Source organism: Pseudomonas laurentiana (assembly GCF_014648275.1).
Classification (GTDB): domain Bacteria; phylum Pseudomonadota; class Gammaproteobacteria; order Pseudomonadales; family Pseudomonadaceae; genus Aquipseudomonas; species Aquipseudomonas laurentiana.
In genome coordinates, this window is record NZ_BMQU01000005.1 from 227,140 (window position 1) to 251,148 (window position 24,009).

Below are 24,009 nucleotides of genomic sequence, written 5' to 3' on the forward strand. Positions count from 1 at the left end.
GTTACTTGTCCGCAACCTTGACAGTGATATGGCAAGACCGCTTGACGATGCGATCAGCGCGGCCTTTGGCACGCGGCATGATACGCTTCAGCGAACGCCCTTCGTTGACGAAAACGGTGGAGACCTTCAGGTCATCAACGTCTGCGCCTTCGTTATGCTCGGCGTTGGCTACGGCCGACTCGAGGACTTTCTTCATGATTTCAGCAGCTTTTTTGCTGCTGAAGGCCAACAGGTTGAGCGCTTCGCCCACCTTCTTCCCGCGGATCTGGTCGGCGACCAAGCGGGCTTTCTGGGCGGAGATGCGAGCGCCCGACAACTTAGCGGCTACTTCCATTTCCTTACCCCTTAACGCTTGGCTTTCTTGTCAGCCACGTGCCCGCGGTAGGTGCGGGTACCGGCGAACTCGCCCAGTTTATGGCCGACCATGTCTTCGTTCACGAGAACTGGGACGTGTTGGCGACCGTTGTGTACCGCGATGGTCAAACCGACCATTTGTGGCAGGATCATGGAACGGCGCGACCAGGTCTTAACTGGTTTGCGATCGTTCTTTTCCGCCGCCACTTCGATCTTCTTCAGTAGGTGAAGATCAATAAAAGGACCTTTTTTCAGAGAACGTGGCACTGTCGTATCCCTCTATTTACTTGCGACGACGGACGATCATATTGTCGGTACGCTTATTACCACGAGTCTTAGCACCCTTAGTCGGGAAGCCCCATGGCGATACCGGATGACGACCACCGGAGGTACGACCTTCACCACCACCGTGCGGGTGGTCAACCGGGTTCATGGCAACACCACGAACGGTTGGGCGAACGCCACGCCAGCGTTTAGCACCAGCTTTACCCAGCGAACGCAGGCTGTGCTCGGAGTTCGAGACTTCACCCAGGGTCGCACGGCATTCAGCCAGGACTTTACGCATTTCACCAGAGCGCAGACGCAGGGTCACGTAGACACCTTCGCGAGCGATCAGCTGAGCCGAAGCACCAGCGGAACGAGCGATTTGTGCACCCTTGCCCGGCTTCAGTTCGATGCCGTGAATGGTGCTACCCACTGGAATGTTGCGCAGTTGCAGGGAGTTGCCTGGCTTGATTGGAGCCAGAGCACCTGCGATCAGCTGGTCGCCAGCACTCACGCCTTTAGGGGCGATGATGTAGCGGCGCTCGCCGTCTGCGTAGCACAGCAGTGCGATGTGAGCAGTACGGTTCGGATCGTATTCAATACGCTCGACAGTGGCGGCGATGCCGTCCTTGTCGTTGCGACGGAAGTCGACCATACGGTAATGCTGCTTATGACCACCACCTACGTGACGAGTAGTGATGCGGCCATTGTTGTTACGACCACCAGACTTCGATTTCTTCTCGAGCAGCGGTGCGTGAGGAGCGCCTTTATGCAGCTCCTGGTTGACCACCTTGACCACGAAACGGCGGCCAGGGGAAGTCGGTTTGCATTTAACGATTGCCATGATGCACCCCTTCCTTACTCAGCACTGCTGCTGAAATCGAGATCTTGGCCTGGCTGAAGGGATACGATCGCCTTCTTCCAGTCATTGCGCTTGCCCAGACCACGAGCGGTGCGCTTGGTCTTACCCAGAACGTTCACGGTAGTGACGTTCTCGACCTTGACACCGAACAGACCTTCGACAGCCTTCTTGATTTCCAGCTTGGTTGCATCAGTAGCAACCTTGAATACGAACTGGCCTTTCTTCTCAGCCAGAACCGTGGCCTTCTCGGAAACGTGCGGGCCAAGTAGAACTTTAAATACGCGTTCCTGGTTCATCCCAGCAGCTCCTCGAATTTCTTCACGGCCGACACAGTGATCAACACCTTGTCGTATGCGATCAGACTGACCGGATCGGAACCTTGTACGTCGCGTACATCGACGTGCGGCAGGTTGCGAGCAGCCAGGTACAGATTCTGATCAACAGCCTCAGAAACGATCAGTACGTCGGTCAGACCCATACCGTTCAGCTTGTTCAGCAGGTCTTTGGTTTTCGGTGCTTCAACAGCGAAGTCCTGAACCACGACCAGACGGTCGGTACGCACCAGCTCAGCGAGGATGGAGCGCAGTGCTGCGCGGTACATCTTCTTGTTGAGCTTCTGCGAGTGATCCTGAGGACGAGCTGCAAAAGTGGTACCGCCGCCACGCCAGATTGGGCTACGGATAGTACCGGCACGAGCACGGCCAGTACCTTTCTGACGCCATGGGCGCTTACCGCCACCAGAAACGTCGGAACGGGTTTTCTGCTGCTTGGTACCCTGACGGCCGCCAGCCATGTAGGCCACGACTGCTTGGTGAACCAGCGTCTCGTTGAATTCGCCGCCGAAAGTCAGTTCGGAAACTTCGATCGCTTGAGCGTCATTTACATTTAGTTGCATGTCAGCTTCCCCTTAACCGCGAGCCTTGGCAGCCGGACGCACAACCAGATCGCCGCCAGTAGCGCCAGGAACGGCACCCTTGACCAGCAACAGATTGCGTTCAGCGTCGACGCGCACTACTTCCAGGGACTGAACGGTCACGCGCTCGGCGCCCATATGACCGGACATTTTTTTGCCCTTGAATACACGACCAGGAGTCTGGCACTGGCCGATAGAGCCCGGGACGCGGTGGGAAACGGAGTTACCGTGGGTGTTATCTTGACCGCGGAAATTCCAACGCTTGATGGTACCGGCAAAGCCTTTACCTTTGGACTGACCGGTAACATCTACCAGTTGGCCTGCAGCGAAGAGTTCAGCATTGATCAAGTCGCCAGCCTGGTACTCGCCTTCTTCAAGACGGAATTCCCAGACACCGCGACCAGCGGCAACGTTCGCTTTAGCGAAGTGACCTGCTTGAGCAGCAGTCACGCGCGAAGCACGACGCTCACCTACAGTGACTTGCACTGCACGATAGCCATCGGTTTCTTCAGTTTTGAACTGGGTGACGCGATTCGGCTCGATCTCAATGACCGTGACCGGAATGGAGACACCTTCTTCGGTGAAAATACGGGTCATACCGCATTTACGACCGACTACACCAATAGTCATGTTGTAAACCTCATGAGTGTACGGGGCTTTCACCCGCTATGGCCGCCCATTTCAGAGCGTTACACGACTAAGACCCAAGTCTTAGCCGAGGCTGATCTGCACTTCCACACCTGCCGCAAGATCAAGCTTCATAAGTGCATCAACGGTTTTATCCGTTGGCTGGACGATGTCCAGTACGCGCTTATGAGTACGGATCTCGTACTGGTCACGCGCGTCTTTGTTGACGTGCGGGGAGACCAGAACGGTGAACCGCTCTTTACGGGTAGGCAGTGGAATTGGACCACGCACTTGAGCACCAGTACGTTTCGCGGTTTCCACGATTTCCTGGGTGGATTGGTCGATCAGGCGATGGTCAAAAGCCTTCAACCTGATACGGATTTGCTGATTTTGCATTGGATTTCAGACTCCAGGCTGCTATTCCCACCGGGCGCACTACGCCCGTTAAAAGGAGGCGTGATTCTATAGACGCCCCAGTTGGGTGTCAACCCAATAAAAAAAGCCCCCGCTAAGCGGGGGCTTTTCAAAGCATCGAAAATTACTCGATGATTTTGGCTACGACGCCAGCGCCGACGGTACGACCGCCTTCACGGATAGCGAAACGCAGACCATCTTCCATTGCAATGGTTTTGATCAGAGTGACAGTCATCTGGATGTTGTCACCTGGCATTACCATTTCAACGCCTTCTGGCAGCTCGCAGTTACCAGTCACGTCAGTAGTACGGAAGTAGAACTGTGGACGGTAGCCTTTGAAGAACGGAGTATGACGGCCGCCTTCTTCCTTGCTCAGAACGTAAACTTCTGCGGTGAACTTGGTGTGCGGCTTAACCGAACCTGGCTTAACCAGAACCTGACCACGCTCAACGTCGTCACGCTTGGTACCACGCAGCAGAACGCCGCAGTTCTCGCCAGCACGACCTTCGTCCAGCAGCTTGCGGAACATCTCAACACCGGTGCAGGTGGTGGTGGTGGTGTCACGCAGACCAACGATTTCCAGAGCGTCCTGAACGCGGACGATACCACGCTCGATACGACCGGTAACAACAGTACCACGACCCGAGATCGAGAATACGTCTTCGATTGGCATCAGGAACGGCTTGTCGATAGCGCGCTCTGGCTCTGGGATGTAGGTATCCAGAGTTTCGACCAGCTTCTTGACAGCAGTGGTACCCATGCCGTTGTCGTCTTTGCCTTCCAGCGCCATACGAGCCGAACCGATGATGATCGGAGTGTCGTCGCCTGGGAAGTCATAGGTGGACAGCAGGTCGCGAACTTCCATCTCGACCAGTTCCAGCAGCTCTGCGTCATCTACCAGGTCAGCCTTGTTCAGGAAGACCACGATGTACGGAACGCCTACCTGACGGGACAGCAGGATGTGCTCACGGGTTTGTGGCATCGGACCATCGGCGGCCGAGCAAACCAGGATAGCGCCGTCCATCTGCGCAGCACCGGTGATCATGTTCTTCACGTAGTCAGCGTGACCTGGGCAGTCAACGTGAGCGTAGTGACGAATGTTCGAGTTGTACTCGACGTGCGCGGTGTTGATGGTGATACCGCGAGCTTTCTCTTCTGGAGCGCTGTCGATCTTGTCGAATTCGACGACGGCCGAACCGAAAACTTCGGAGCAGACGCGAGTCAGAGCTGCGGTCAGAGTGGTTTTACCGTGGTCAACGTGACCGATGGTGCCAACGTTGACGTGCGGAAGGGAACGATCAAATTTTTCTTTAGCCACGACAATTAACTCCTAGCCTAAAGGACTGAATCAGCCTTGTTTTTTAACGAGCGCTTCGACGATGTTCGACGGAGCCTCAGCGTATTTGGAGAATTCCATGGAGTAGCTCGCGCGACCCTGAGACATGGAACGAACGTCGGTCGCATAACCGAACATCTCTCCGAGCGGAACTTCAGCACGGACAACCTTGCCGGACACCGAATCTTCCATACCCTGGATCAGACCGCGACGACGGTTCAGGTCACCCATCACGTCACCCATGTAGTCCTCAGGGGTCACAACTTCCACCTTCATGATCGGCTCAAGCACTTTACCGCCGCCTTTCGCAGCCAGTTGCTTGGTCGCCATGGAGGCCGCCACCTTGAACGCCATCTCGTTGGAGTCGACGTCGTGGTAGGAACCATCAAACACGGTTGCCTTCAGGCCGATCAGCGGATAGCCGGCAACAATGCCGTTCTTCATCTGCTCTTCGATACCCTTCTGGATCGCCGGGATGTATTCCTTCGGAACCACACCACCCACAACCTCGTTAGTGAAAACCAGGCCTTCAGTGATGTTGCCCTTATCGTCCACGTCTGGCTGCGAGAAGCGAATCCAGCAGTGACCGAACTGACCGCGACCACCGGACTGACGAACGAACTTACCTTCGATCTCGACGTTGTCCTTGGTGATCTGCTCGCGGTAGGAAACCTGCGGCTTACCGATGTTGGCTTCGACGTTGAACTCGCGCTTCATGCGGTCAACGAGGATGTCCAGGTGAAGCTCGCCCATACCCGAGATAATGGTCTGACCGGTTTCTTCATCAGTCTTGACGCGGAACGACGGGTCTTCCTGAGCCAGCTTGCCCAGAGCAATACCCATCTTCTCCTGATCCTGCTTGGTTTTCGGCTCAACAGCTACCGAAATTACAGGCTCAGGGAAATCCATACGCTCAAGAATTACTGGCTTGTCGGCGTCACAGAGGGTATCACCAGTGGTGACGTCCTTCATGCCGATCAGCGCAGCGATGTCACCTGCACGTACTTCCTTGATCTCTTCACGCTGGTTGGCGTGCATCTGCACCATACGACCAACGCGCTCTTTCTTGCCCTTGACCGAGTTGATCACGGAGTCACCAGAGCTCAGGAAGCCCGAGTAGACGCGCACGAAAGTCAGAGTACCAACGAACGGGTCGGTAGCAATCTTGAACGCCAAAGCCGAGAACGGCTCTTCGTCGCTAGCGTGACGCTCGATCTTCGGAGCGTTCTCGTCATCGATGTTGTCCGGGTGGATACCCTGAATCGCAGGGATCTCGGTCGGAGCAGGCAGGAAGTCGATAACAGCATCGAGAACCAGAGGAACACCCTTGTTCTTGAAGGACGAGCCACAGACAGCCGGAACGATCTCGCTGGCCAGGGTGCGCGCACGCAGACCGGCTTTGATCTCTTCGACGGACAGCTCACCTTCTTCAAGGTACTTGTTCATCAGCTCTTCGTTAGCTTCAGCAGCAGCTTCGACCATATTGGCGCGCCACTCTTCAGCCAGCTCCAGCATATCAGCAGGAATTTCTTCCTCGCGATAGGTGGTGCCCTTGTCGTCTTCGTTCCAGTAGATAGCCTTCATCTTGATCAGATCAACCTGACCTTCGAAGTTCTCTTCCGAACCGATAGCCAGCTGAACAGGAACCGGGGTGTGACCCAGACGGTTCTTGATCTGACCGACTACGCGCAGGAAGTTAGCACCTGCACGGTCCATCTTGTTCACGTAAACAACACGTGGAACACCGTACTTGTTGGCCTGACGCCATACGGTCTCGGACTGAGGCTCGACACCGGAGGTGCCGCAGAACACAACGACAGCGCCGTCGAGTACACGCAGCGAACGCTCTACTTCAATGGTGAAGTCAACGTGGCCAGGTGTATCGATGACGTTTACGCGGTAGTTGTCGTACTGACCACGGGAACCCTTCCAGAAGGTAGTAACAGCAGCGGAGGTAATGGTAATACCCCGCTCCTGCTCCTGAACCATCCAGTCGGTGGTCGCGGCGCCATCATGCACCTCGCCCATTTTGTGGCTCAGGCCTGTGTAGAACAGGATCCGCTCGGTAGTGGTAGTCTTGCCCGCATCAACGTGCGCGCAGATACCGATGTTACGGTAGCGGTTAATTGCTGTAGTACGAGCCATAAAGCCCTCGCAAAAAAATTGATGCCGTGATTAGAAGCGGTAGTGCGAGAAAGCCTTGTTGGCTTCAGCCATACGGTGTACGTCTTCACGCTTCTTGACTGCAGCACCTTTACCTTCAGCGGCATCCAGCAGTTCGCCAGCCAGGCGCAGCGCCATGGACTTCTCGCCGCGCTTGCGGGCGTAGTCTACCAGCCAGCGCATTGCCAGCGCGTTACGACGGGATGGACGAACTTCAACAGGAACCTGGTAAGTGGCACCGCCAACACGGCGCGACTTTACTTCGACCAGCGGAGCGATGGCGTCGAGAGCTTTCTCGAAGATTTCCAGGGGATCGCTGTTCTTGCGTGCTTTGACGGTATCCAGAGCACCGTAAACGATGCGCTCGGCTACGGCCTTCTTGCCGCTTTCCATCACGTGGTTCATGAACTTGGCGAGGATCTGGCTTCCGTATTTCGGATCGTCCAGGATCTCACGCTTGGCTGCTACACGACGTCTTGGCATTGATAAGCCCTCAAACGGTCTTCAGGTTAGCCCGGGACAGCTGACCCATTGGGTGCGTGCCCGACCTTACTCTTATCGACTCAATAAAATGAATAACTGCATACTGCTGCAAACGGCCGATTACTTCGGACGCTTGGTACCGTACTTCGAACGGCCTTGGTTACGACCTTTAACGCCGGAGGTATCCAGGGAACCGCGAACGCTGCGGGCAGTTCTGCAGCGCAGGAACGTCGGATTTCTCGACGATACGCTTACGCGGCTGACGTACCAGCTGGTTGATAGTTGCCATCTACTAGCTCCACTGTTGTCTTGCGACGCTATTGTCTTGCAAGAAAAGCAAAATGGCAGGACGAAGTCCCACCAAATTTAGGGGTACAAGAGTCTAAAGAGGATCTTGTCCCCAGTCAAGGCAAGGCCCCAGCCTCCCCTCCCCGATCGTCGGTGACATCAGTAGTCACCAACGACCCGAGTGGGGCCACCAGGGCCTTACACTTAGTTGCCGCTGGAGTTCAGCGCTTCAGTCAGTGCGGCTTCCACCTCACTGGCACTTACACGCAGCGGCTTGTCGGCATCACGGCGACGCTTGCGCTCGCTGTGGTAGGCCAGACCGGTACCGGCCGGGATCAGACGACCCACGACCACGTTTTCTTTCAGGCCACGCAGGTAATCGCGCTTGCCCGTTACCGCTGCCTCGGTCAGTACTCGGGTGGTCTCCTGGAAGGAGGCCGCCGAGATGAACGACTCGGTGGAAAGCGATGCCTTGGTGATACCCAGCAGTACGCGCGAGAACTTGGAAACGAACTTGTCTTCAGAAGCCAAGCGCTCGTTCTCTACCAGTACTTGAGTCAACTCCATCTGGTCGCCCTTGATGAAGCTGGAGTCACCAGACTCGGCGATCTCAACTTTACGCAGCATCTGACGCAGGATGGTCTCGATGTGCTTGTCGTTGATCTTCACGCCTTGCAGACGGTATACGTCCTGAATCTCGTTGACGATGTACTTGGCCAGCGCGCTCACACCCAGCAGACGCAGGATGTCGTGCGGATCGCTTGGACCGTCGGAGATAACTTCGCCACGGTTCACTTGTTCGCCTTCGAAGACGTTCAGGTGACGCCACTTCGGAATCAGCTCTTCGTACGGATCGCTGCCATCGTTCGGAGTGATGACCAGACGGCGCTTGCCCTTGGTCTCTTTACCGAATGCGATGGTACCGCTGACTTCCGCGAGAATCGACGCTTCCTTCGGACGACGCGCTTCGAACAAGTCGGCAACGCGAGGCAGACCACCGGTGATGTCGCGGGTCTTGGACGTTTCTTGCGGAATACGCGCAATAACGTCGCCCACGCCGATTTGTGCACCGTCAGCCACACCAACCAGGGCGTTCGCCGGCAGGAAGTACTGAGCCGGTACATCGGTACCTGGCAGCAGCAGATCCTTGCCATTGGCGTCGACCATCTTGATTGCAGGACGGATTTCCTTACCTGCAGCCGGACGGTCTTTAACGTCCAATACTTCGATGTTGGTCAAACCTGTCAATTCGTCGGTCTGACGCTTGATGGTAATGCCTTCTTCCATGCCCACGAAGGTCACGGTACCTTTCATTTCGGTAACGATCGGGTGGGTGTGCGGGTCCCACTTGGCAACGATTGCGCCAGCGTCGACCTTGTCACCTTCCTTGACCGAAATCACAGCACCGTAAGGCAGCTTGTAGCGCTCACGCTCACGACCGAATTCGTCGGCAATGGCCAACTCGCCGGAACGCGATACCGCGACCAGATTGCCATCGGCACGCTCAACCTGCTTGAGGTTGTGCAGGCGAACCATACCGCCGTTCTTCACCTGGACACTGTCGGCAGCCGAAGTACGGCTTGCAGCACCACCGATGTGGAACGTACGCATGGTCAGCTGGGTACCCGGCTCACCGATCGACTGGGCAGCGATAACGCCGACAGCCTCACCGATGTTGACCTGATGACCGCGAGCCAAGTCACGACCGTAGCACTTGGCACAGATACCGTAACGGGTTTCACAGCTGATCGGCGAGCGCACGATAACTTCATCGATGCTGTTCAGCTCGATGAACTCAACCCACTTCTCGTCTACCAGAGTGCCAGCAGGGACGATGACTTCGTCGGTGCCAGGCTTGAACACGTCACGAGCAATTACACGACCGAGTACGCGCTCACCCAGCGGCTCAACGACATCGCCACCTTCAATGTGCGGCGTCATCAGCAGGCCCTGCTCCGTGCCGCAATCGATCTCGGTCACTACCAGATCCTGCGCAACGTCTACCAGACGACGCGTCAGATAACCGGAGTTCGCAGTCTTCAATGCGGTATCCGCAAGACCCTTACGAGCACCGTGAGTCGAGATGAAGTACTGCAGTACGCTCAGACCCTCACGGAAGTTCGCGGTGATCGGCGTCTCGATGATCGAGCCGTCCGGCTTGGCCATCAGACCACGCATACCGGCCAGCTGACGAATCTGCGCTGCCGAACCCCGAGCACCGGAGTCAGCCATCATGTACATGGAGTTGAAGGACTCCTGCTCGACTTCGTTACCATCACGGTCAATGACCTTCTCTTTCGAGAGGTTGGCCATCATCGCCTTGGAAACTTCGTCGTTCGCCTTCGACCAAAGGTCGATTACTTTGTTGTACTTCTCGCCCTGGGTTACCAGGCCGGAGGCGTACTGGCTCTCGATCTCTTTCACTTCGTCGGTAGCAGTACCGATGATGCGGGCTTTCTCATCCGGGATAACGAAGTCGTTAACACCGATGGAAACGCCGGAAATGGTCGAGTAGGCAAAACCGGTGTACATCAACTGGTCAGCGAAGATCACGGTCTCTTTCAGACCAACAACGCGATAGCATTGGTTGATCAGCTTGGAGATCGCCTTCTTCTTCATCGGCTGGTTGACCACGTCGTAAGACAGGCCCGCCGGGACCACTTGGAACAGCAACGCACGGCCGACAGTAGTGTCGACGATGCGAGTATTCTTGACACTGCCACCATCACGGTCGTTCACAGTTTCGTTGATACGAACCTTGATCTTGGCGTGCAGAGCAGCCTCACCGGCGCGGAACACGCGGTCGACTTCCTGCAGGTCGGCAAAAACACGACCTTCGCCCTTGGCGTTGATGGCCTCACGGGTCATGTAGTACAGACCCAATACCACGTCCTGCGAAGGAACGATGATTGGCTCACCGTTGGCTGGCGACAGGATGTTGTTGGTCGACATCATCAGCGCACGCGCTTCCAGCTGGGCTTCCAGCGTCAGCGGCACGTGAACGGCCATCTGGTCACCGTCGAAGTCGGCGTTGTACGCAGCACAGACCAGCGGGTGCAGCTGGATAGCCTTACCTTCGATCAGTACCGGTTCAAAAGCCTGGATACCCAGACGGTGAAGGGTCGGTGCACGGTTAAGCAGCACGGGGTGTTCGCGAATCACTTCAGCGAGAACGTCCCATACCTCTGGCAGTTCGCGCTCGACCATCTTCTTGGCCGCTTTGATGGTGGTCGCCAGACCACGCATTTCCAGCTTGCCGAAAATGAACGGTTTGAACAGCTCCAACGCCATCTTCTTCGGAAGACCGCACTGATGCAGACGCAGGGTCGGGCCTACGGTAATTACCGAACGACCAGAGTAGTCAACGCGCTTACCGAGCAAGTTCTGACGGAAACGACCTTGCTTACCCTTGATCATGTCTGCCAGGGATTTCAGAGGACGCTTGTTCGAACCAGTAATGGCACGGCCACGGCGGCCGTTATCGAGCAGTGCGTCGACTGCTTCCTGCAGCATGCGCTTTTCGTTGCGCACGATGATATCTGGCGCCGACAGATCCAGCAGACGCTTCAGACGGTTGTTACGGTTGATCACCCGACGATACAGATCGTTCAGGTCAGAGGTCGCAAAACGACCGCCGTCCAGCGGAACCAATGGACGCAGATCTGGCGGAAGAACCGGCAGAACGGTCAGAACCATCCACTCAGGCAGGTTGCCCGAGCCTTGGAAGGCCTCCATCAGCTTCAGACGCTTGGACAGCTTCTTGATCTTGGTTTCCGAGTTGGTCTGCGGAATCTCTTCGCGCAGGCGGCCGATCTCGTGCTCCAGGTCAATAGCGTGCAGCAGTTCACGAACAGCCTCGGCACCCATGCGAGCGTCGAAGTCGTCACCGAACTCTTCCAGGGCTTCGAAGTACTGCTCATCGTTCAGCAGCTGACCTTTTTCCAGCGTGGTCATGCCTGGATCGATAACAACATAGCTCTCAAAGTAGAGAACACGTTCGATATCGCGCAGGGTCATGTCCATCAGCAAGCCGATACGCGACGGCAGCGACTTCAAGAACCAGATGTGAGCAACTGGAGAGGCCAGCTCGATGTGCGCCATGCGCTCACGACGAACCTTGGCCAGGGCGACTTCAACGCCGCACTTCTCACAGATAACGCCACGGTGCTTCAGGCGCTTGTACTTACCGCACAGGCACTCGTAGTCCTTGACTGGACCAAAAATCTTGGCGCAGAACAGGCCGTCACGCTCAGGCTTGAACGTACGGTAGTTGATGGTTTCCGGCTTTTTAACTTCACCGAACGACCACGAACGGATCATCTCAGGCGAGGCCAATCCGATACGGATGGCGTCGAACTCTTCGACTTGACCCTGGTTTTTCAGCAAATTCAGTAGGTCTTTCAAGGCCTTTCCTCCTGGCGGAGCAGGGAGCGGGCTTGTTCAGCCTCGCTCCCGATTCGCGTCACGTGTTATTCGGTTTCCAGATCGATATCGATACCGAGCGAACGAATCTCTTTGATCAACACGTTGAAGGACTCGGGCATGCCCGGCTCCATACGGTGATCGCCGTCCACGATGTTTTTGTACATCTTGGTCCGACCGTTCACATCGTCCGACTTCACTGTGAGCATTTCTTGCAGGGTGTATGCCGCGCCGTATGCTTCCAGCGCCCACACTTCCATCTCCCCGAAACGCTGACCACCGAACTGCGCCTTACCACCCAGCGGCTGCTGGGTAACCAGGCTGTAAGAACCAGTGGAACGCGCGTGCATCTTGTCGTCCACCAAGTGGTTCAGCTTGAGCATGTACATGTAACCAACGGTCACAGGACGCTCGAACTTGTTGCCGGTGCGACCGTCGAACAGCTGCATCTGGCCGCTTTCTGGCATGTCTGCCAGTTTCAGCATGGCCTTGATTTCTTGCTCCTTGGCACCATCAAAGACCGGCGTTGCCATTGGCACGCCACCTTTCAGGTTTTTCGCCAGGTCCAGGATTTCCTGGTCGGTGAACGACTCCAGGTTCTCCTGACGGCCACCGATCTCGTTGTAGATCTCGGTGAGGAACTTGCGCAGCTCAGCGACTTTACGCTGCTCTTCGAGCATGCGGTTGATCTTCTCGCCCAAGCCCTTGGCCGCGAGGCCCAGGTGGGTTTCAAGGATCTGACCGACGTTCATACGCGACGGTACACCCAACGGGTTGAGTACCACGTCTACCGGCGTACCGTTGGCGTCGTGCGGCATGTCTTCGACAGGCATGATCACAGAGACCACACCTTTGTTACCGTGACGACCGGCCATCTTGTCGCCCGGCTGGATGCGACGACGGATTGCCAGGTAGACCTTGACGATTTTCAGCACGCCTGGAGCCAGGTCATCGCCCTGCTGCAGTTTACGCTTCTTGTCTTCGAACTTGTCGTCCAGCAGACGGCGACGATCAACGATGTAGGCCTGAGCCTTTTCCAGTTGTTCGTTCAGCGCGTCTTCGGCCATGCGCAGCTTGAACCACTGGCCGTGCTCCAGACCGTCCAGAACCTCGTTGGTGATCTCGGTGCCTTTCTTCAGGCCCGCACCACCTTCGACGATCTGACCATTCAGGGCTGCACGCAGACGCTCGAAGGTTGCACCTTCGACGATGCGGAACTCTTCGTTGAGGTCTTTACGGATCTCGTCCAGCTGCATCTTCTCGATGGAAAGCGCACGGCTGTCGCGCTCGACGCCATCACGGGTGAAGACCTGAACGTCGATGACAGTACCTTTGGTGCCAGTCGGCACGCGCAGGGAAGTATCTTTAACGTCGCTAGCCTTCTCACCGAAGATCGCGCGCAGCAGTTTCTCTTCTGGCGTCAGTTGGGTTTCGCCTTTTGGCGTGACCTTGCCGACCAGAATATCGCCAGCGCCAACCTCAGCACCGACATAGACAATACCGGCTTCGTCCAGTTTATTCAGTGCAGCTTCACCCACGTTCGGGATGTCTGCAGTGATTTCCTCTGGGCCAAGCTTGGTGTCACGCGCCACACAGGTCAGTTCCTGAATGTGGATCGTGGTGAAGCGGTCTTCCTGAACTACACGTTCGGACAGGCAGATGGAGTCTTCGAAGTTGAAGCCGTTCCATGCCATGAACGCGATACGCATGTTCTGACCCAGCGCCAGCTCACCCATATCGGTGGACGGGCCGTCAGCCATGATGTCGCCACGCTCAACGCGATCACCTTTGCTTACCAGCGGACGCTGGTTGATGCAGGTGTTCTGGTTGGAGCGGGTGTACTTGGTCAGGTTGTAGATGTCGACACCCGCTTCGCCGGTTTCGACTTCATCATCGGCAACACGGACCACGACACGGCTGGCATCGACGGAGTCGATCACGCCGCCACGACGAGCTACAACGCAAACGCCGGAGTCGCGTGCTACGTTGCGCTCCATACCGGTACCGACCAGCGGCTTGTCAGCACGCAGGGTTGGTACTGCCTGACGCTGCATGTTCGAACCCATCAACGCACGGTTGGCGTCGTCGTGCTCGAGGAACGGAATCAGCGATGCCGCAACCGAAACTACCTGCTTAGGCGAAACGTCCATCAGGGTGACGTCTTCCGGCGCCTTGACGGTGAATTCGTTCAGGTGACGAACTGCTACCAGCTCATCGATCAGTTGCTTCTTCTCGTTCATCGCAGCCGAAGCCTGAGCGATGACGTGATCTGCTTCTTCGATCGCCGACAGGAACACGATATCGTCGGTAACAACACCCTCTTTCACCACGCGGTACGGGCTTTCCAGGAAACCGTACTGGTTGGTGCGCGCATACGCAGCCAAGGAGTTGATCAGACCGATGTTCGGACCTTCAGGGGTCTCGATCGGGCAAACACGACCGTAGTGAGTCGGGTGTACGTCACGAACTTCAAAGCCCGCGCGCTCACGAGTCAGACCACCAGGGCCGAGTGCAGAGACACGACGCTTGTGGGTAATTTCGGAGAGCGGGTTGTTCTGGTCCATGAACTGGGACAGCTGGCTCGAACCGAAGAACTCCTTCACCGCCGCCGCAACCGGCTTGGCGTTGATCAGGTCTTGCGGCATCAGGCCTTCGCTTTCTGCCATCGACAGACGTTCCTTGACCGCACGCTCGACGCGCACAAGGCCAACACGGAACTGGTTCTCGGCCATCTCGCCAACACAACGTACACGGCGGTTACCCAGGTGGTCGATGTCATCGACGATACCTTTGCCGTTACGGATGTCGACCAGGGTCTTCAGAACCTCGACGATGTCTTCCTTGCTCAGGACGCCCGAACCTTCGATCTCGGTACGACCGATACGACGGTTGAACTTCATGCGACCCACAGCGGACAGATCGTAACGCTCGGCGCTGAAGAACAGGTTATTGAACAGGGTCTCGGCAGCGTCCTTGGTTGGCGGCTCGCCTGGACGCATCATGCGGTAGATCTCGACCAATGCTTCCAGCTGGTTGCCGGTAGAGTCGATTTTCAGGGTGTCCGAAATGAACGGACCGCAGTCGATATCGTTGGTGTAGAGAGTCTCGATACGGACAACCTGAGCCTTGGCGATCTTGATCAGCAGCTCGGTGGTCAGCTCGGTGTTGCACTCACACAGGATTTCGCCGGTAGCCGGGTGCACGATAGCCTTGGCGGTAGTGCGACCCAAGACGTATTCCATAGGAACGTCCAGGTGCTTAACGCCAGCCTTTTCGAGCTGGTTGATGTGGCGGGCAGTAATACGACGGCCCTGCTCCACGATCACCTTGCCGTTTTCGTCATGGATGTCCATGACTGCGATTTCACCACGCAGACGCTGAGGAACCAGTTCCAGGCTGAGTTTTTCACCCGAAACATGGAAAACGTTAGTGGTGTAGAAAGCGTTCAACACTTCTTCAGTGCTGTAGCCCAGCGCGCGCAGCAGCACCGAAGCCGGCAGTTTGCGGCGACGGTCGATACGAACGAATACGCAGTCTTTCGGATCGAACTCGAAGTCCAACCACGAGCCACGGTAAGGAATGATCCGAGCCGAATACAACAGTTTGCCAGAGCTGTGAGTCTTGCCACGGTCGTGGTCGAAGAACACACCAGGCGAACGGTGCAGCTGGGAAACGATAACACGCTCGGTACCGTTGATAACGAAGGTACCGTTTTCAGTCATCAGGGGGATTTCACCCATGTAGACTTCTTGCTCTTTGATGTCCTTGATCGCTTTGTTCGACGACTCTTTGTCGAAAATGATCAGGCGCACTTTCACCCGCAGCGGTACGGCGAAGGTAACGCCGCGCAGTACGCATTCTTTGACATCAAAAGCCGGTTCGCCCAGACGATAGCCAACGTACTCCAGGGCAGCATTGCCGGAGTAGCTGATGATCGGGAAAACCGATTTGAAGGCCGCATGCAGGCCCACGTCGCGGAACTGATCTTTGGTCGCTCCCGCTTGCAAGAATTCACGATACGAATCCAGCTGGATGGCCAGGAGGTAAGGCACATCCATGACGTCCGGCAACTTGCTAAAGTCCTTGCGGATACGTTTTTTCTCAGTGTATGAGTAAGCCATCAGCGTTCCCCAGCTTGGTCACCTGCTTGTTTGGCTCCTCCCGACGGAAGCAGCCAGAAAATCGTGCAAACCCCTTGGTTTGCGCCACCGTCTTCGGTGGTTGCAGCTCGTTATCGGGGCCGACCTGGTCGGCCGCCAATAACGGAAAAAGGCCGGTGGCAAGAGCCACCAGCCATCAGCCGTTCGCTTAACGCTTGGGCTGGATACGCAAAGTCGGAGTTACTTAACTTCGACTTTAGCGCCTGCTTCTTCCAGAGCTTTCTTCAGAGCTTCAGCTTCTTCTTTCGAAGCGTTCTCTTTCACGACGCCCAGGTCATCAACAACAGCCTTGGCTTCTTTCAGGCCCAGACCGGTGGCTTCACGTACAGCCTTGATGACGTTTACTTTCTTGTCGCCGGCTTCAACCAGTTTCACGGTGAATTCGGTTTGCTCTTCAACAACGGCAGCGGCAGCAGCTGGGCCAGCAGCGGCAACAGCAGCGGTAACACCGAAGGTTTCTTCCATTGCTTTGATCAGCTCAACAACTTCCAGAACGGTTTTCTGGCCGATTGCTTCGATGATTTGTTCGTTAGTCAGAGACATGACTATAAATTCCTGTATTGGGGTGACAGCCTACGCAGCCATCAAATTAAACATATGATTTCGAAAGCGCTTGCGATGCCTTAGGCAGCAGCAGCTTCTTTCTGGTCGCGAACGGCCGCCAAAGTACGAGCCAGCTTGCTGGTAGCGCCTTGAATCACGCTCATCAGCCTTGCAATAGCTTCGTCGCGAGTTGGCAGCGAAGCCAACACGTCGATCTCGTTTGCTGCGAGGAACTTGCCCTCGAACGCAGCTGCCTTGATCTCGAACTTGTCCTGACCTTTAGCGAATTCCTTGAACAAACGGGCAGCAGCGCCTGGATGTTCGTTGGAGAACGCGATCAAGGTCGGGCCGGTGAAGGCGTCGTTGAGGACACTGTACTCAGTGTCAGCAACTGCACGCTTGAGCAGGGTGTTACGTACGACACGTACGTATACGCCAGCTTCACGAGCCTCTTTACGGAGTCCGGTCATAGCGCCTACAGTCACGCCACGGGCATCAGCCACGACAGCGGACAGAGCAGCTTTGGCAGCCTCGTTGACTTCAGCGACGATGGCCTTCTTGTCTTCGAGTTTAATTGCCACGGGTTTAACTCCTGCTTGTTACCGTTTCATTCGACCGAGGCCGAATGTCGTTTTGGTGTCTGATTCGGTAAGGAATCGGGAGCACCATCTGCGTAGGCTTGAGGTTTAAGACTTGCGTCGCCTACGGTCTTGGATAGCCCCCGCCAGGCAGGGACCCCAATTTTGCACAGCGGGCGCGATCACTCGCACCCGCCTAATGTCTTACGCGCTCAGCGAGCTCTGGTCGATGACCAGACCTGGGCCCATAGTGGTGCTCAGGGTAACGCGCTTAACGTAGATACCTTTCGAAGAAGCTGGCTTGATACGCTTCAGATCAGCGATCAGGGCTTCAACGTTTTCCTTCAGCTTGACAGCATCAAAGCCGACTTTGCCAACGGAGGTGTGGATAATGCCGTTTTTGTCGGTGCGATAACGAACCTGACCAGCCTTGGCGTTTTTAACCGCGGTGGCTACGTCTGGGGTTACAGTACCGACTTTCGGGTTTGGCATCAGGCCGCGAGGACCCAGAACCTGACCCAACTGACCTACAACACGCATTGCGTCCGGGGAAGCAATAACGACGTCATAGTTCAGGTCGCCGCCTTTCATTTCGGCAGCCAGATCGTCCATACCTACACGGTCAGCGCCGGCAGCCAGAGCGGCCTCAGCAGCTGGACCCTGGGTGAAGACAGCTACACGTACAGTCTTGCCAGTGCCGTGCGGCAGCACAGTAGCGCTGCGAACAACCTGGTCAGATTTACGCGGGTCAACACCAAGGTTGACTGCAACGTCGAAGGACTCGCTGAACTTCACGGTGGACAGTTCGGCCAGCAGAGCTGCTGCGTCTTCAAAGTTGTAAACTTTGCCAGCTTCAACTTTCGAAGCGATGGCCTTTTGGCGCTTGGTCAGCTTAGCCATTACACACCCTCCACGTTGAGGCCCATGCTGCGAGCAGAACCGGCGATGGTACGCACGGCTGCTTCCAGGTCAGCGGCAGTCAGATCAGCCTTCTTAGCTTTTGCGATCTCTTCCAGCTGAGCACGGTTCACAGTACCAACCTTGACAGTGTTCGGACGAGCCGAACCGCTGGTCAGGCCAGCTGCTTTCTTCAGCAGAACCGAAGCAGGGGTGCTCTTGGTTTCGAAGGTGAAGCTGCGGTCACTGTAAACAGTGATGATCACTGGAGTCGGCAGACCTGGCTCTTGACCCTGAGTACGGGCGTTGAAGGCCTTGCAGAATTCCATGATGTTCACACCGTGTTGACCCAGTGCTGGACCAACGGGTGGGCTTGGGTTGGCCTGGCCGGCCTTTACTTGCAGCTTGATGTAAGCCTGAATCTTCTTAGCCATGAGCTACTCCAATATCGGGTACGAACGCCTGATGGCTCCCCGGATTACTTACGTTTTATCCCAGTGACGACAAAACCCCGCAGCACAAGGCTGCGGGGTATGGGATGCTGGGTTCAGTTAGACCTTCTCGACCTGACTGAACTCGAGCTCCACCGGAGTAGAGCGTCCGAAAATGAGCACTGCAACCTGCAGCCTGCTCTTCTCGTAGTTAACCTCTTCGACAGTGCCGTTGAAATCAGCAAACGGACCATCGATAACACGAACAACCTCGCCCGGCTCGAACAAAGTCTTCGGCTTAGGCTTGTCGCTACCATCAGCAACGCGACGGAGAATCGCTTCTGCCTCTTTATCTGTGATAGGAGCAGGCTTATCTGCAGTACCACCGATGAAGCCCATGACGCGAGGGGTGTCCTTGACCAAGTGCCAAGTCCCTTCGTTCATGTCCATCTGAACCAACACATAGCCTGGGAAGAACTTACGCTCGCTCTTGCGCTTCTGGCCATTACGCATCTCGACCACTTCTTCGGTCGGGACCAGAATTTCGCCGAAACCGTCTTCCATGCCAGCCAGTTTTACGCGCTCGATCAACGAACGCATGACATGCTTCTCGTAACCCGAGTAAGCATGCACGACGTACCAACGCTTAGCCACGGGACACCTTTAGCCGACAATCAACGAAATCAACCAACCGAGCAGGGAATCAAGCCCCCACAACAGCAGCGCCATAACCAACACAACCGCCACTACGATAAGCGTGGTCTGAGTGGTTTCTTGACGGGTTGGCCATACAACTTTACGAATCTCGGTACGAGCTTCCTTAGCCAGCGCAAAAAACGACTTACCCTTCGCCGTCTGCAGCGCAACGAAAGCAGCAGCAGCAGCAAGAGCAAGAAGCGCAATTACGCGGTACAGAATCGGGGACGCACTGTAGTATTGATTACCAACAACGCCTACGACCACCAAAGCGACAACAGCAAGCCACTTGAGCAGATCAAAACGAGAGTCTTGGGCTTCAGACTTGGAAGTCATCTAGGAGGATCCTGTGAAAAGAAAGCCAGACACACGAGGTGAATCTGGCAGGTCAGGAGGGAATCGAACCCCCAACCTACGGTTTTGGAGACCGTCGCTCTGCCAATTGAGCTACTGACCTAAAAGCTTAATCAGGCCGACCATTATGCCGGCCCGATAGAAATAAATCAACTACTTATTCAAGAACCTTTGCAACTACGCCCGCACCCACGGTGCGACCGCCTTCACGGATAGCGAAACGCAAGCCATCCTCCATCGCAATGGTCTTGATCAGAGTGACAGTCATCTGGATGTTGTCACCCGGCATTACCATTTCAACGCCCTCTGGCAGCTCGCAGTTACCAGTCACGTCAGTAGTACGGAAGTAGAACTGTGGACGGTAGCCTTTGAAGAACGGAGTATGACGGCCGCCTTCTTCCTTGCTCAGAACGTAAACTTCTGCGGTGAACTTGGTGTGCGGCTTAACCGAACCTGGCTTAACCAGAACCTGACCACGCTCAACGTCGTCACGCTTGGTACCACGCAGCAGAACGCCGCAGTTCTCGCCAGCACGACCTTCGTCCAGCAGCTTGCGGAACATCTCAACACCGGTACAGGTGGTGGTAGCTGTATCGCGCAAACCAACGATCTCCAGAGCATCCTGAACGCGAACAATGCCACGCTCAATACGACCGGTAACAACAGTACCGCGACCCGAGATCGAGAATACGTCTTCGATCGGCATCAGGAACGGCTTATCAATAGCGCGCTCCGGCTCTGGAATGTAACTGTCCAGGGTTTCAACCAGCTTCTTGACAGCAGTTGTACCCATCTCGTTGTCGTCTTTACCTTCCAACGCCATACGAGCAGAACCGATGATGATCGGAGTGTCATCACCAGGGAAATCATAAGTGCTGAGCAGGTCGCGAACTTCCATCTCAACCAGCTCCAGCAGCTCAGCGTCATCCACCAGGTCAGCCTTGTTCAGGAAGACCACAATGTAAGGAACGCCTACCTGACGGGACAGGAGAATGTGCTCACGGGTTTGAGGCATCGGACCATCAGCGGCCGAGCAAACCAGGATAGCGCCGTCCATCTGAGCAGCACCAGTGATCATGTTCTTCACATAATCAGCGTGACCCGGGCAGTCGACATGAGCATAGTGACGAATGTTCGAGTCATACTCGACGTGCGCGGTATTGATAGTAATACCGCGAGCTTTTTCTTCTGGGGCGCTGTCGATTTTATCAAAATCAACTTTGGCCGAACCGAAAACCTCGGAGCAAACGCGAGTAAGCGCTGCAGTCAACGTAGTCTTACCATGGTCAACATGACCAATAGTGCCGACGTTTACGTGCGGCTTGTTACGTTCGAACTTTTCCTTAGCCATCGAGACTGTCCCCCGCAGAAGAATTTAACTAGTCACGCCAACCATTAAAACAAAGGCAGATATTTTCATATCTGCCTTGTTAATATGGAGCTCTTGAGCGGATTTGAACCGCTGACCTCACCCTTACCAAGGGTGTGCTCTACCAACTGAGCTACAAGAGCCTTACACTTTGCAAAAACAGCAAACCTGGAGCGGGTAGCGGGAATCGAACCCGCATCATCAGCTTGGAAGGCTGAGGTTCTACCACTAAACTATACCCGCGGAGCTTGCAGCTCTCGCTAAACTCCTGAACGTGGGCAGCATTTTCAACTCTTGCTGCCTTCCTGTCAAGCTTTTTCTCATTAAAATCTTGAGGTTAGCTAATTTGACAGTTGCTTCCCAGGCTTTCCAACGAGTGGTGTTCCCTGTGAAGCGGGCGCCATTCTATCAAGCTATTCAGCAGTTGCAATACCCTCGCACAACATTATTTTATGTTTTAAGTCTTTGAAATCATGGGAAAGTGTCGCCAGCACCGTTTCGTCCAACAAACGCCGGCTTTGAGGGGCTACCTGCAGCCAAAAACCCGGGTTATCGCCCAGCGCCCCAACCACCCGTGCCGTCACAACGTCTAGCGACATCAAGCGTTGGCGTAGTGCATTGAGCTGCTCCAACTTGGCAATGCCACCGACGTAGAGACACTCCTCACCCCGCTGCGGACTGGCCCGATCCGTACCCGATTCGCTCAACAGTCGAATATCCTGCTGACTACCTTTATACAATGACAGCGGGGCCACTTCCTTGGCTTTCAATGGTGCTTCTTGCTGATGCCAAACGTAATAGACAGCATTGAGTACCACCAAGAGAAGAAACAACCAGCGCATAGACACCTCAATCCAGGGGGCAAGCTATCGCCAGACCTACAAACACCAGATCCGGCACCATACGTGCGCTCGGAGCCACCTGGTGAACCAGGGGCGCATCACCGCCAGTAAGGAATAATGTAAAAGCATCCCCAAACAGCGAGCGAGCCTGCTCTAGCTGTGTCAGCACAAACCCTTGGAGCATTAGCAGACAACCACGCTCAACTGCTTCAACGGTCGAGCGCCCAGGCTCGAGACTAGATAGCGCTCGCTCCGCAGCAGCATCATCATAGCGAATACGACGAGTATGGGTGCGCAGCTGATTTCGCATCAAGGGCAACCCAGGGCAAATGAAACCACCGAGATGAGCCCCATCAGCCGCGACGAAATCGGCCGTTACCGCAGTACCGAAGTCGACAACCACACAGGCTCCACCAGCCAGATGGTAACCACCCAGCAGCGCCAACCAACGATCCAGTCCCAACCGCTGGAAGTCATCATAGCCATTGCGCACCCCCGCCAGCTCTCTCGCAGGCTCTGCACTAACGACTAGCAAGCCGAACCGCTCAACCAGGGCGGCACAAAGCACCGCAGTCTCGTCCTCCCCTCTCACACTGACCAAGCGGCAGCGTCGTGGCGCCTCACTTGATGCAGCGTGAACTGAGGCAACCAGCGCCTCATTAGAGTCAGCAACGCCACCTGCGACGATCGATGCATCTTCAGAGCGAATGATTCGCCATTTAATAAAGCTGTTACCGCAATCGAGCTCAAGAATCATCGCGCAACCTCAAACTGAGCTCTCCACCACTAAAGCTCTTTTCAACACCATTAACCTCAAGGCGCAACGCCCCCTGGCGATCAATCCCCCGCACCACTCCATCGACTTGATTACTACCGGCAATAAGTGACACAGCGCGCCCCTGCCAAAGATGCGCCCTCTCCCATTCATCCTGGAACACGGAAAATCCTGACTGCCGATGCCGCACCAAGTCAGCCTGTAGATTCTGGTTAAGCAGGGCCACCAGTTGATTGCGGTCAACGGCAACCCCTGCCTCTCGCCGTATCGACGTCCACTGCTGGTCCACTTCGGTACTTGACTGCATATTGACGTTGATCCCTACGCCCATAACGACATGACAAACATCTGCAGGATCGCCAACAAGTTCAAGCAAGATACCGGCAATTTTTTGATTATTTACCAATACATCGTTTGGCCACTTCAAACCAGCACCACTGACACCATAGGCATGCAGTGTGCGCATCACAGCCAAGCCGACAACCAGACTTAGCCCTTCTAGCTGACGCATGCCACCCTCAATGCGTAGCACCAAGCTGTAATAAAGGTTCTCTGCGAACGGGCTTATCCAGGTGCGGCCACGACGGCCACGACCAGCCGTTTGCCGCTCAGCCAGAACAATAAAGGGGGCAGCTTGCCCCTCACTGACTGCGCGGAGCGCCTGAGCATTCGTCGAGTCGATCGAGTCAAAAATCAGTGCAGGCCAGGACTCGCCAGCAGAACACTCGGCGATTGCCGCCGCCTCCAACAAGGACAACGGCGCAGCCAATTGATAACCGCGGCCTCGAACCTTATGAATGGGTAGGCTCAGCTCAGCTTCTATATGCTGCAACTGCTTCCAGACAGCACTGCGACTGACACCCAAGGCGGCCCCCAACGCCTGCCCGGAATGAAACCGGCCATCTTTAAGGAGGTTTAACAACTTCAGCATGCCGATCTCGACTCACAATGAGGCAGGCATGATAGCCATGCGTCAAAGGCTTGCATAGAAATCTGTAGCCGCTGGACACGACCTGAGGACTACTGCAGCCAGAAATGGAACGTATTACGTAAAGCTATCGCTACATTGCCAGCCGCTTCAATACGCCTGCAAGCTAGTCACTCAAGAAAAATGACAACAGCGGGCCTCGCTGGCGATGATTTTCCAGGCCACAAAGACAAAACCCCTACCTGCATGTGCAGATAGGGGTTTCGGAATTTAATCTTGACGATGACCTACTCTCACATGGGGAAACCCC

Annotated in this window: 22 protein-coding genes, 3 tRNA genes and 1 pseudogene; all 26 read right to left on the reverse strand. The window is 55.5% G+C overall.

Translation table 11 applies throughout. The features are described 5' to 3' along the window. Position 1 precedes the first annotated feature (1 nt). Positions 2–334: a 50S ribosomal protein L22 gene (gene rplV, locus IE038_RS07705; protein WP_003103908.1), complete on the reverse strand. Its 333-nt coding sequence runs from the start codon at positions 332–334 to the stop codon at positions 2–4. 11 nt (positions 335–345) lie between these two features. Then, on the reverse strand, positions 346–621 hold the full coding sequence (gene rpsS / locus IE038_RS07710) for a 30S ribosomal protein S19 (protein ID WP_002555486.1): 276 nt from the start codon (positions 619–621) through the stop codon (positions 346–348). A 16-nt stretch (positions 622–637) separates the two neighbouring features. Next, on the reverse strand, positions 638–1,462 hold the full coding sequence (gene rplB, locus IE038_RS07715; RefSeq protein WP_163933283.1) for a 50S ribosomal protein L2: 825 nt from the start codon (positions 1,460–1,462) through the stop codon (positions 638–640). 14 nt (positions 1,463–1,476) lie between these two features. Next, a complete protein-coding gene (gene rplW / locus IE038_RS07720; protein WP_065759206.1) occupies positions 1,477–1,776 on the reverse strand; it encodes a 50S ribosomal protein L23 in 300 nt (99 codons plus the stop codon). Beyond that, a complete protein-coding gene (gene rplD, locus IE038_RS07725; RefSeq protein ID WP_163933280.1) occupies positions 1,773–2,375 on the reverse strand; it encodes a 50S ribosomal protein L4 in 603 nt (200 codons plus the stop codon). The genes rplW and rplD overlap by 4 nt, the downstream gene beginning before the upstream one ends. Before the next feature lie 12 nt (positions 2,376–2,387). Then, positions 2,388–3,023, reverse strand: a complete 636-nt coding sequence (gene rplC, locus IE038_RS07730) for a 50S ribosomal protein L3 (RefSeq protein WP_065759211.1) — start codon at positions 3,021–3,023, stop codon at positions 2,388–2,390. Between the two features lie 81 nt (positions 3,024–3,104). Next, on the reverse strand, positions 3,105–3,416 hold the full coding sequence (gene rpsJ / locus IE038_RS07735) for a 30S ribosomal protein S10 (protein ID WP_003186070.1): 312 nt from the start codon (positions 3,414–3,416) through the stop codon (positions 3,105–3,107). A gap of 142 nt (positions 3,417–3,558) precedes the next feature. Next, complete coding sequence (gene tuf / locus IE038_RS07740) at positions 3,559–4,752, reverse strand: elongation factor Tu (RefSeq protein WP_163933278.1); 1,194 nt, start codon at positions 4,750–4,752, stop codon at positions 3,559–3,561. Positions 4,753–4,782: 30 nt separating this feature from the next. Beyond that, positions 4,783–6,915 (reverse strand): elongation factor G, encoded by a 2,133-nt coding sequence (gene fusA / locus IE038_RS07745; RefSeq protein WP_189395408.1) that lies wholly within the window; start codon positions 6,913–6,915, stop codon positions 4,783–4,785. Between the two features lie 30 nt (positions 6,916–6,945). Continuing rightward, on the reverse strand, positions 6,946–7,416 hold the full coding sequence (gene rpsG, locus IE038_RS07750) for a 30S ribosomal protein S7 (protein WP_003246741.1): 471 nt from the start codon (positions 7,414–7,416) through the stop codon (positions 6,946–6,948). A gap of 120 nt (positions 7,417–7,536) precedes the next feature. After that, positions 7,537–7,705, reverse strand: a pseudogene (locus IE038_RS24435) (hypothetical protein). 203 nt (positions 7,706–7,908) lie between these two features. After that, entirely contained in the window at positions 7,909–12,108 is a 4,200-nt protein-coding gene (rpoC, locus tag IE038_RS07755) for a DNA-directed RNA polymerase subunit beta' (RefSeq protein WP_189395409.1), read from the reverse strand. A gap of 65 nt (positions 12,109–12,173) precedes the next feature. Beyond that, positions 12,174–16,247, reverse strand: a complete 4,074-nt coding sequence (gene rpoB / locus IE038_RS07760; RefSeq protein ID WP_163936661.1) for a DNA-directed RNA polymerase subunit beta — start codon at positions 16,245–16,247, stop codon at positions 12,174–12,176. Positions 16,248–16,466: 219 nt separating this feature from the next. After that, entirely contained in the window at positions 16,467–16,829 is a 363-nt protein-coding gene (gene rplL, locus IE038_RS07765) for a 50S ribosomal protein L7/L12 (protein WP_065761369.1), read from the reverse strand. Between the two features lie 80 nt (positions 16,830–16,909). Further along, the gene (gene rplJ, locus IE038_RS07770) at positions 16,910–17,410 is read right to left on the reverse strand and encodes a 50S ribosomal protein L10 (RefSeq protein WP_065761370.1); all 501 of its coding nucleotides are present in this window, start codon (positions 17,408–17,410) and stop codon (positions 16,910–16,912) included. 201 nt (positions 17,411–17,611) lie between these two features. Next, a complete protein-coding gene (rplA, locus tag IE038_RS07775; RefSeq protein ID WP_065761371.1) occupies positions 17,612–18,307 on the reverse strand; it encodes a 50S ribosomal protein L1 in 696 nt (231 codons plus the stop codon). Continuing rightward, complete coding sequence (rplK, locus tag IE038_RS07780) at positions 18,307–18,738, reverse strand: 50S ribosomal protein L11 (RefSeq protein WP_065761372.1); 432 nt, start codon at positions 18,736–18,738, stop codon at positions 18,307–18,309. Before rplK ends, rplA begins: the two co-directional genes overlap by 1 nt. A 117-nt stretch (positions 18,739–18,855) precedes the next feature. After that, positions 18,856–19,389: a transcription termination/antitermination protein NusG gene (gene nusG / locus IE038_RS07785; RefSeq protein WP_065761373.1), complete on the reverse strand. Its 534-nt coding sequence runs from the start codon at positions 19,387–19,389 to the stop codon at positions 18,856–18,858. Between the two features lie 9 nt (positions 19,390–19,398). Next, positions 19,399–19,767, reverse strand: coding sequence for a preprotein translocase subunit SecE (gene secE, locus IE038_RS07790; RefSeq protein WP_189395410.1), 369 nt, complete (start codon positions 19,765–19,767; stop codon positions 19,399–19,401). Between the two features lie 45 nt (positions 19,768–19,812). Continuing rightward, positions 19,813–19,888: transfer RNA gene (locus tag IE038_RS07795), tRNA-Trp, on the reverse strand. Positions 19,889–19,942: 54 nt separating this feature from the next. Next, complete coding sequence (gene tuf / locus IE038_RS07800) at positions 19,943–21,136, reverse strand: elongation factor Tu (RefSeq protein ID WP_102051728.1); 1,194 nt, start codon at positions 21,134–21,136, stop codon at positions 19,943–19,945. An 85-nt stretch (positions 21,137–21,221) separates the two neighbouring features. Beyond that, positions 21,222–21,297 (reverse strand) — tRNA-Thr (locus IE038_RS07805). A 26-nt stretch (positions 21,298–21,323) separates the two neighbouring features. Next, positions 21,324–21,397: transfer RNA gene (locus IE038_RS07810), tRNA-Gly, on the reverse strand. Positions 21,398–21,567: 170 nt separating this feature from the next. Next, positions 21,568–21,996 (reverse strand): hypothetical protein, encoded by a 429-nt coding sequence (locus IE038_RS07815; RefSeq protein ID WP_163939838.1) that lies wholly within the window; start codon positions 21,994–21,996, stop codon positions 21,568–21,570. Between the two features lie 7 nt (positions 21,997–22,003). Then, positions 22,004–22,753: a pantothenate kinase gene (locus IE038_RS07820; RefSeq protein WP_189395411.1), complete on the reverse strand. Its 750-nt coding sequence runs from the start codon at positions 22,751–22,753 to the stop codon at positions 22,004–22,006. After that, the gene (gene birA / locus IE038_RS07825) at positions 22,743–23,702 is read right to left on the reverse strand and encodes a bifunctional biotin--[acetyl-CoA-carboxylase] ligase/biotin operon repressor BirA (protein ID WP_163939839.1); all 960 of its coding nucleotides are present in this window, start codon (positions 23,700–23,702) and stop codon (positions 22,743–22,745) included. Before birA ends, IE038_RS07820 begins: the two co-directional genes overlap by 11 nt. Positions 23,703–24,009: the final 307 nt, after the last annotated feature.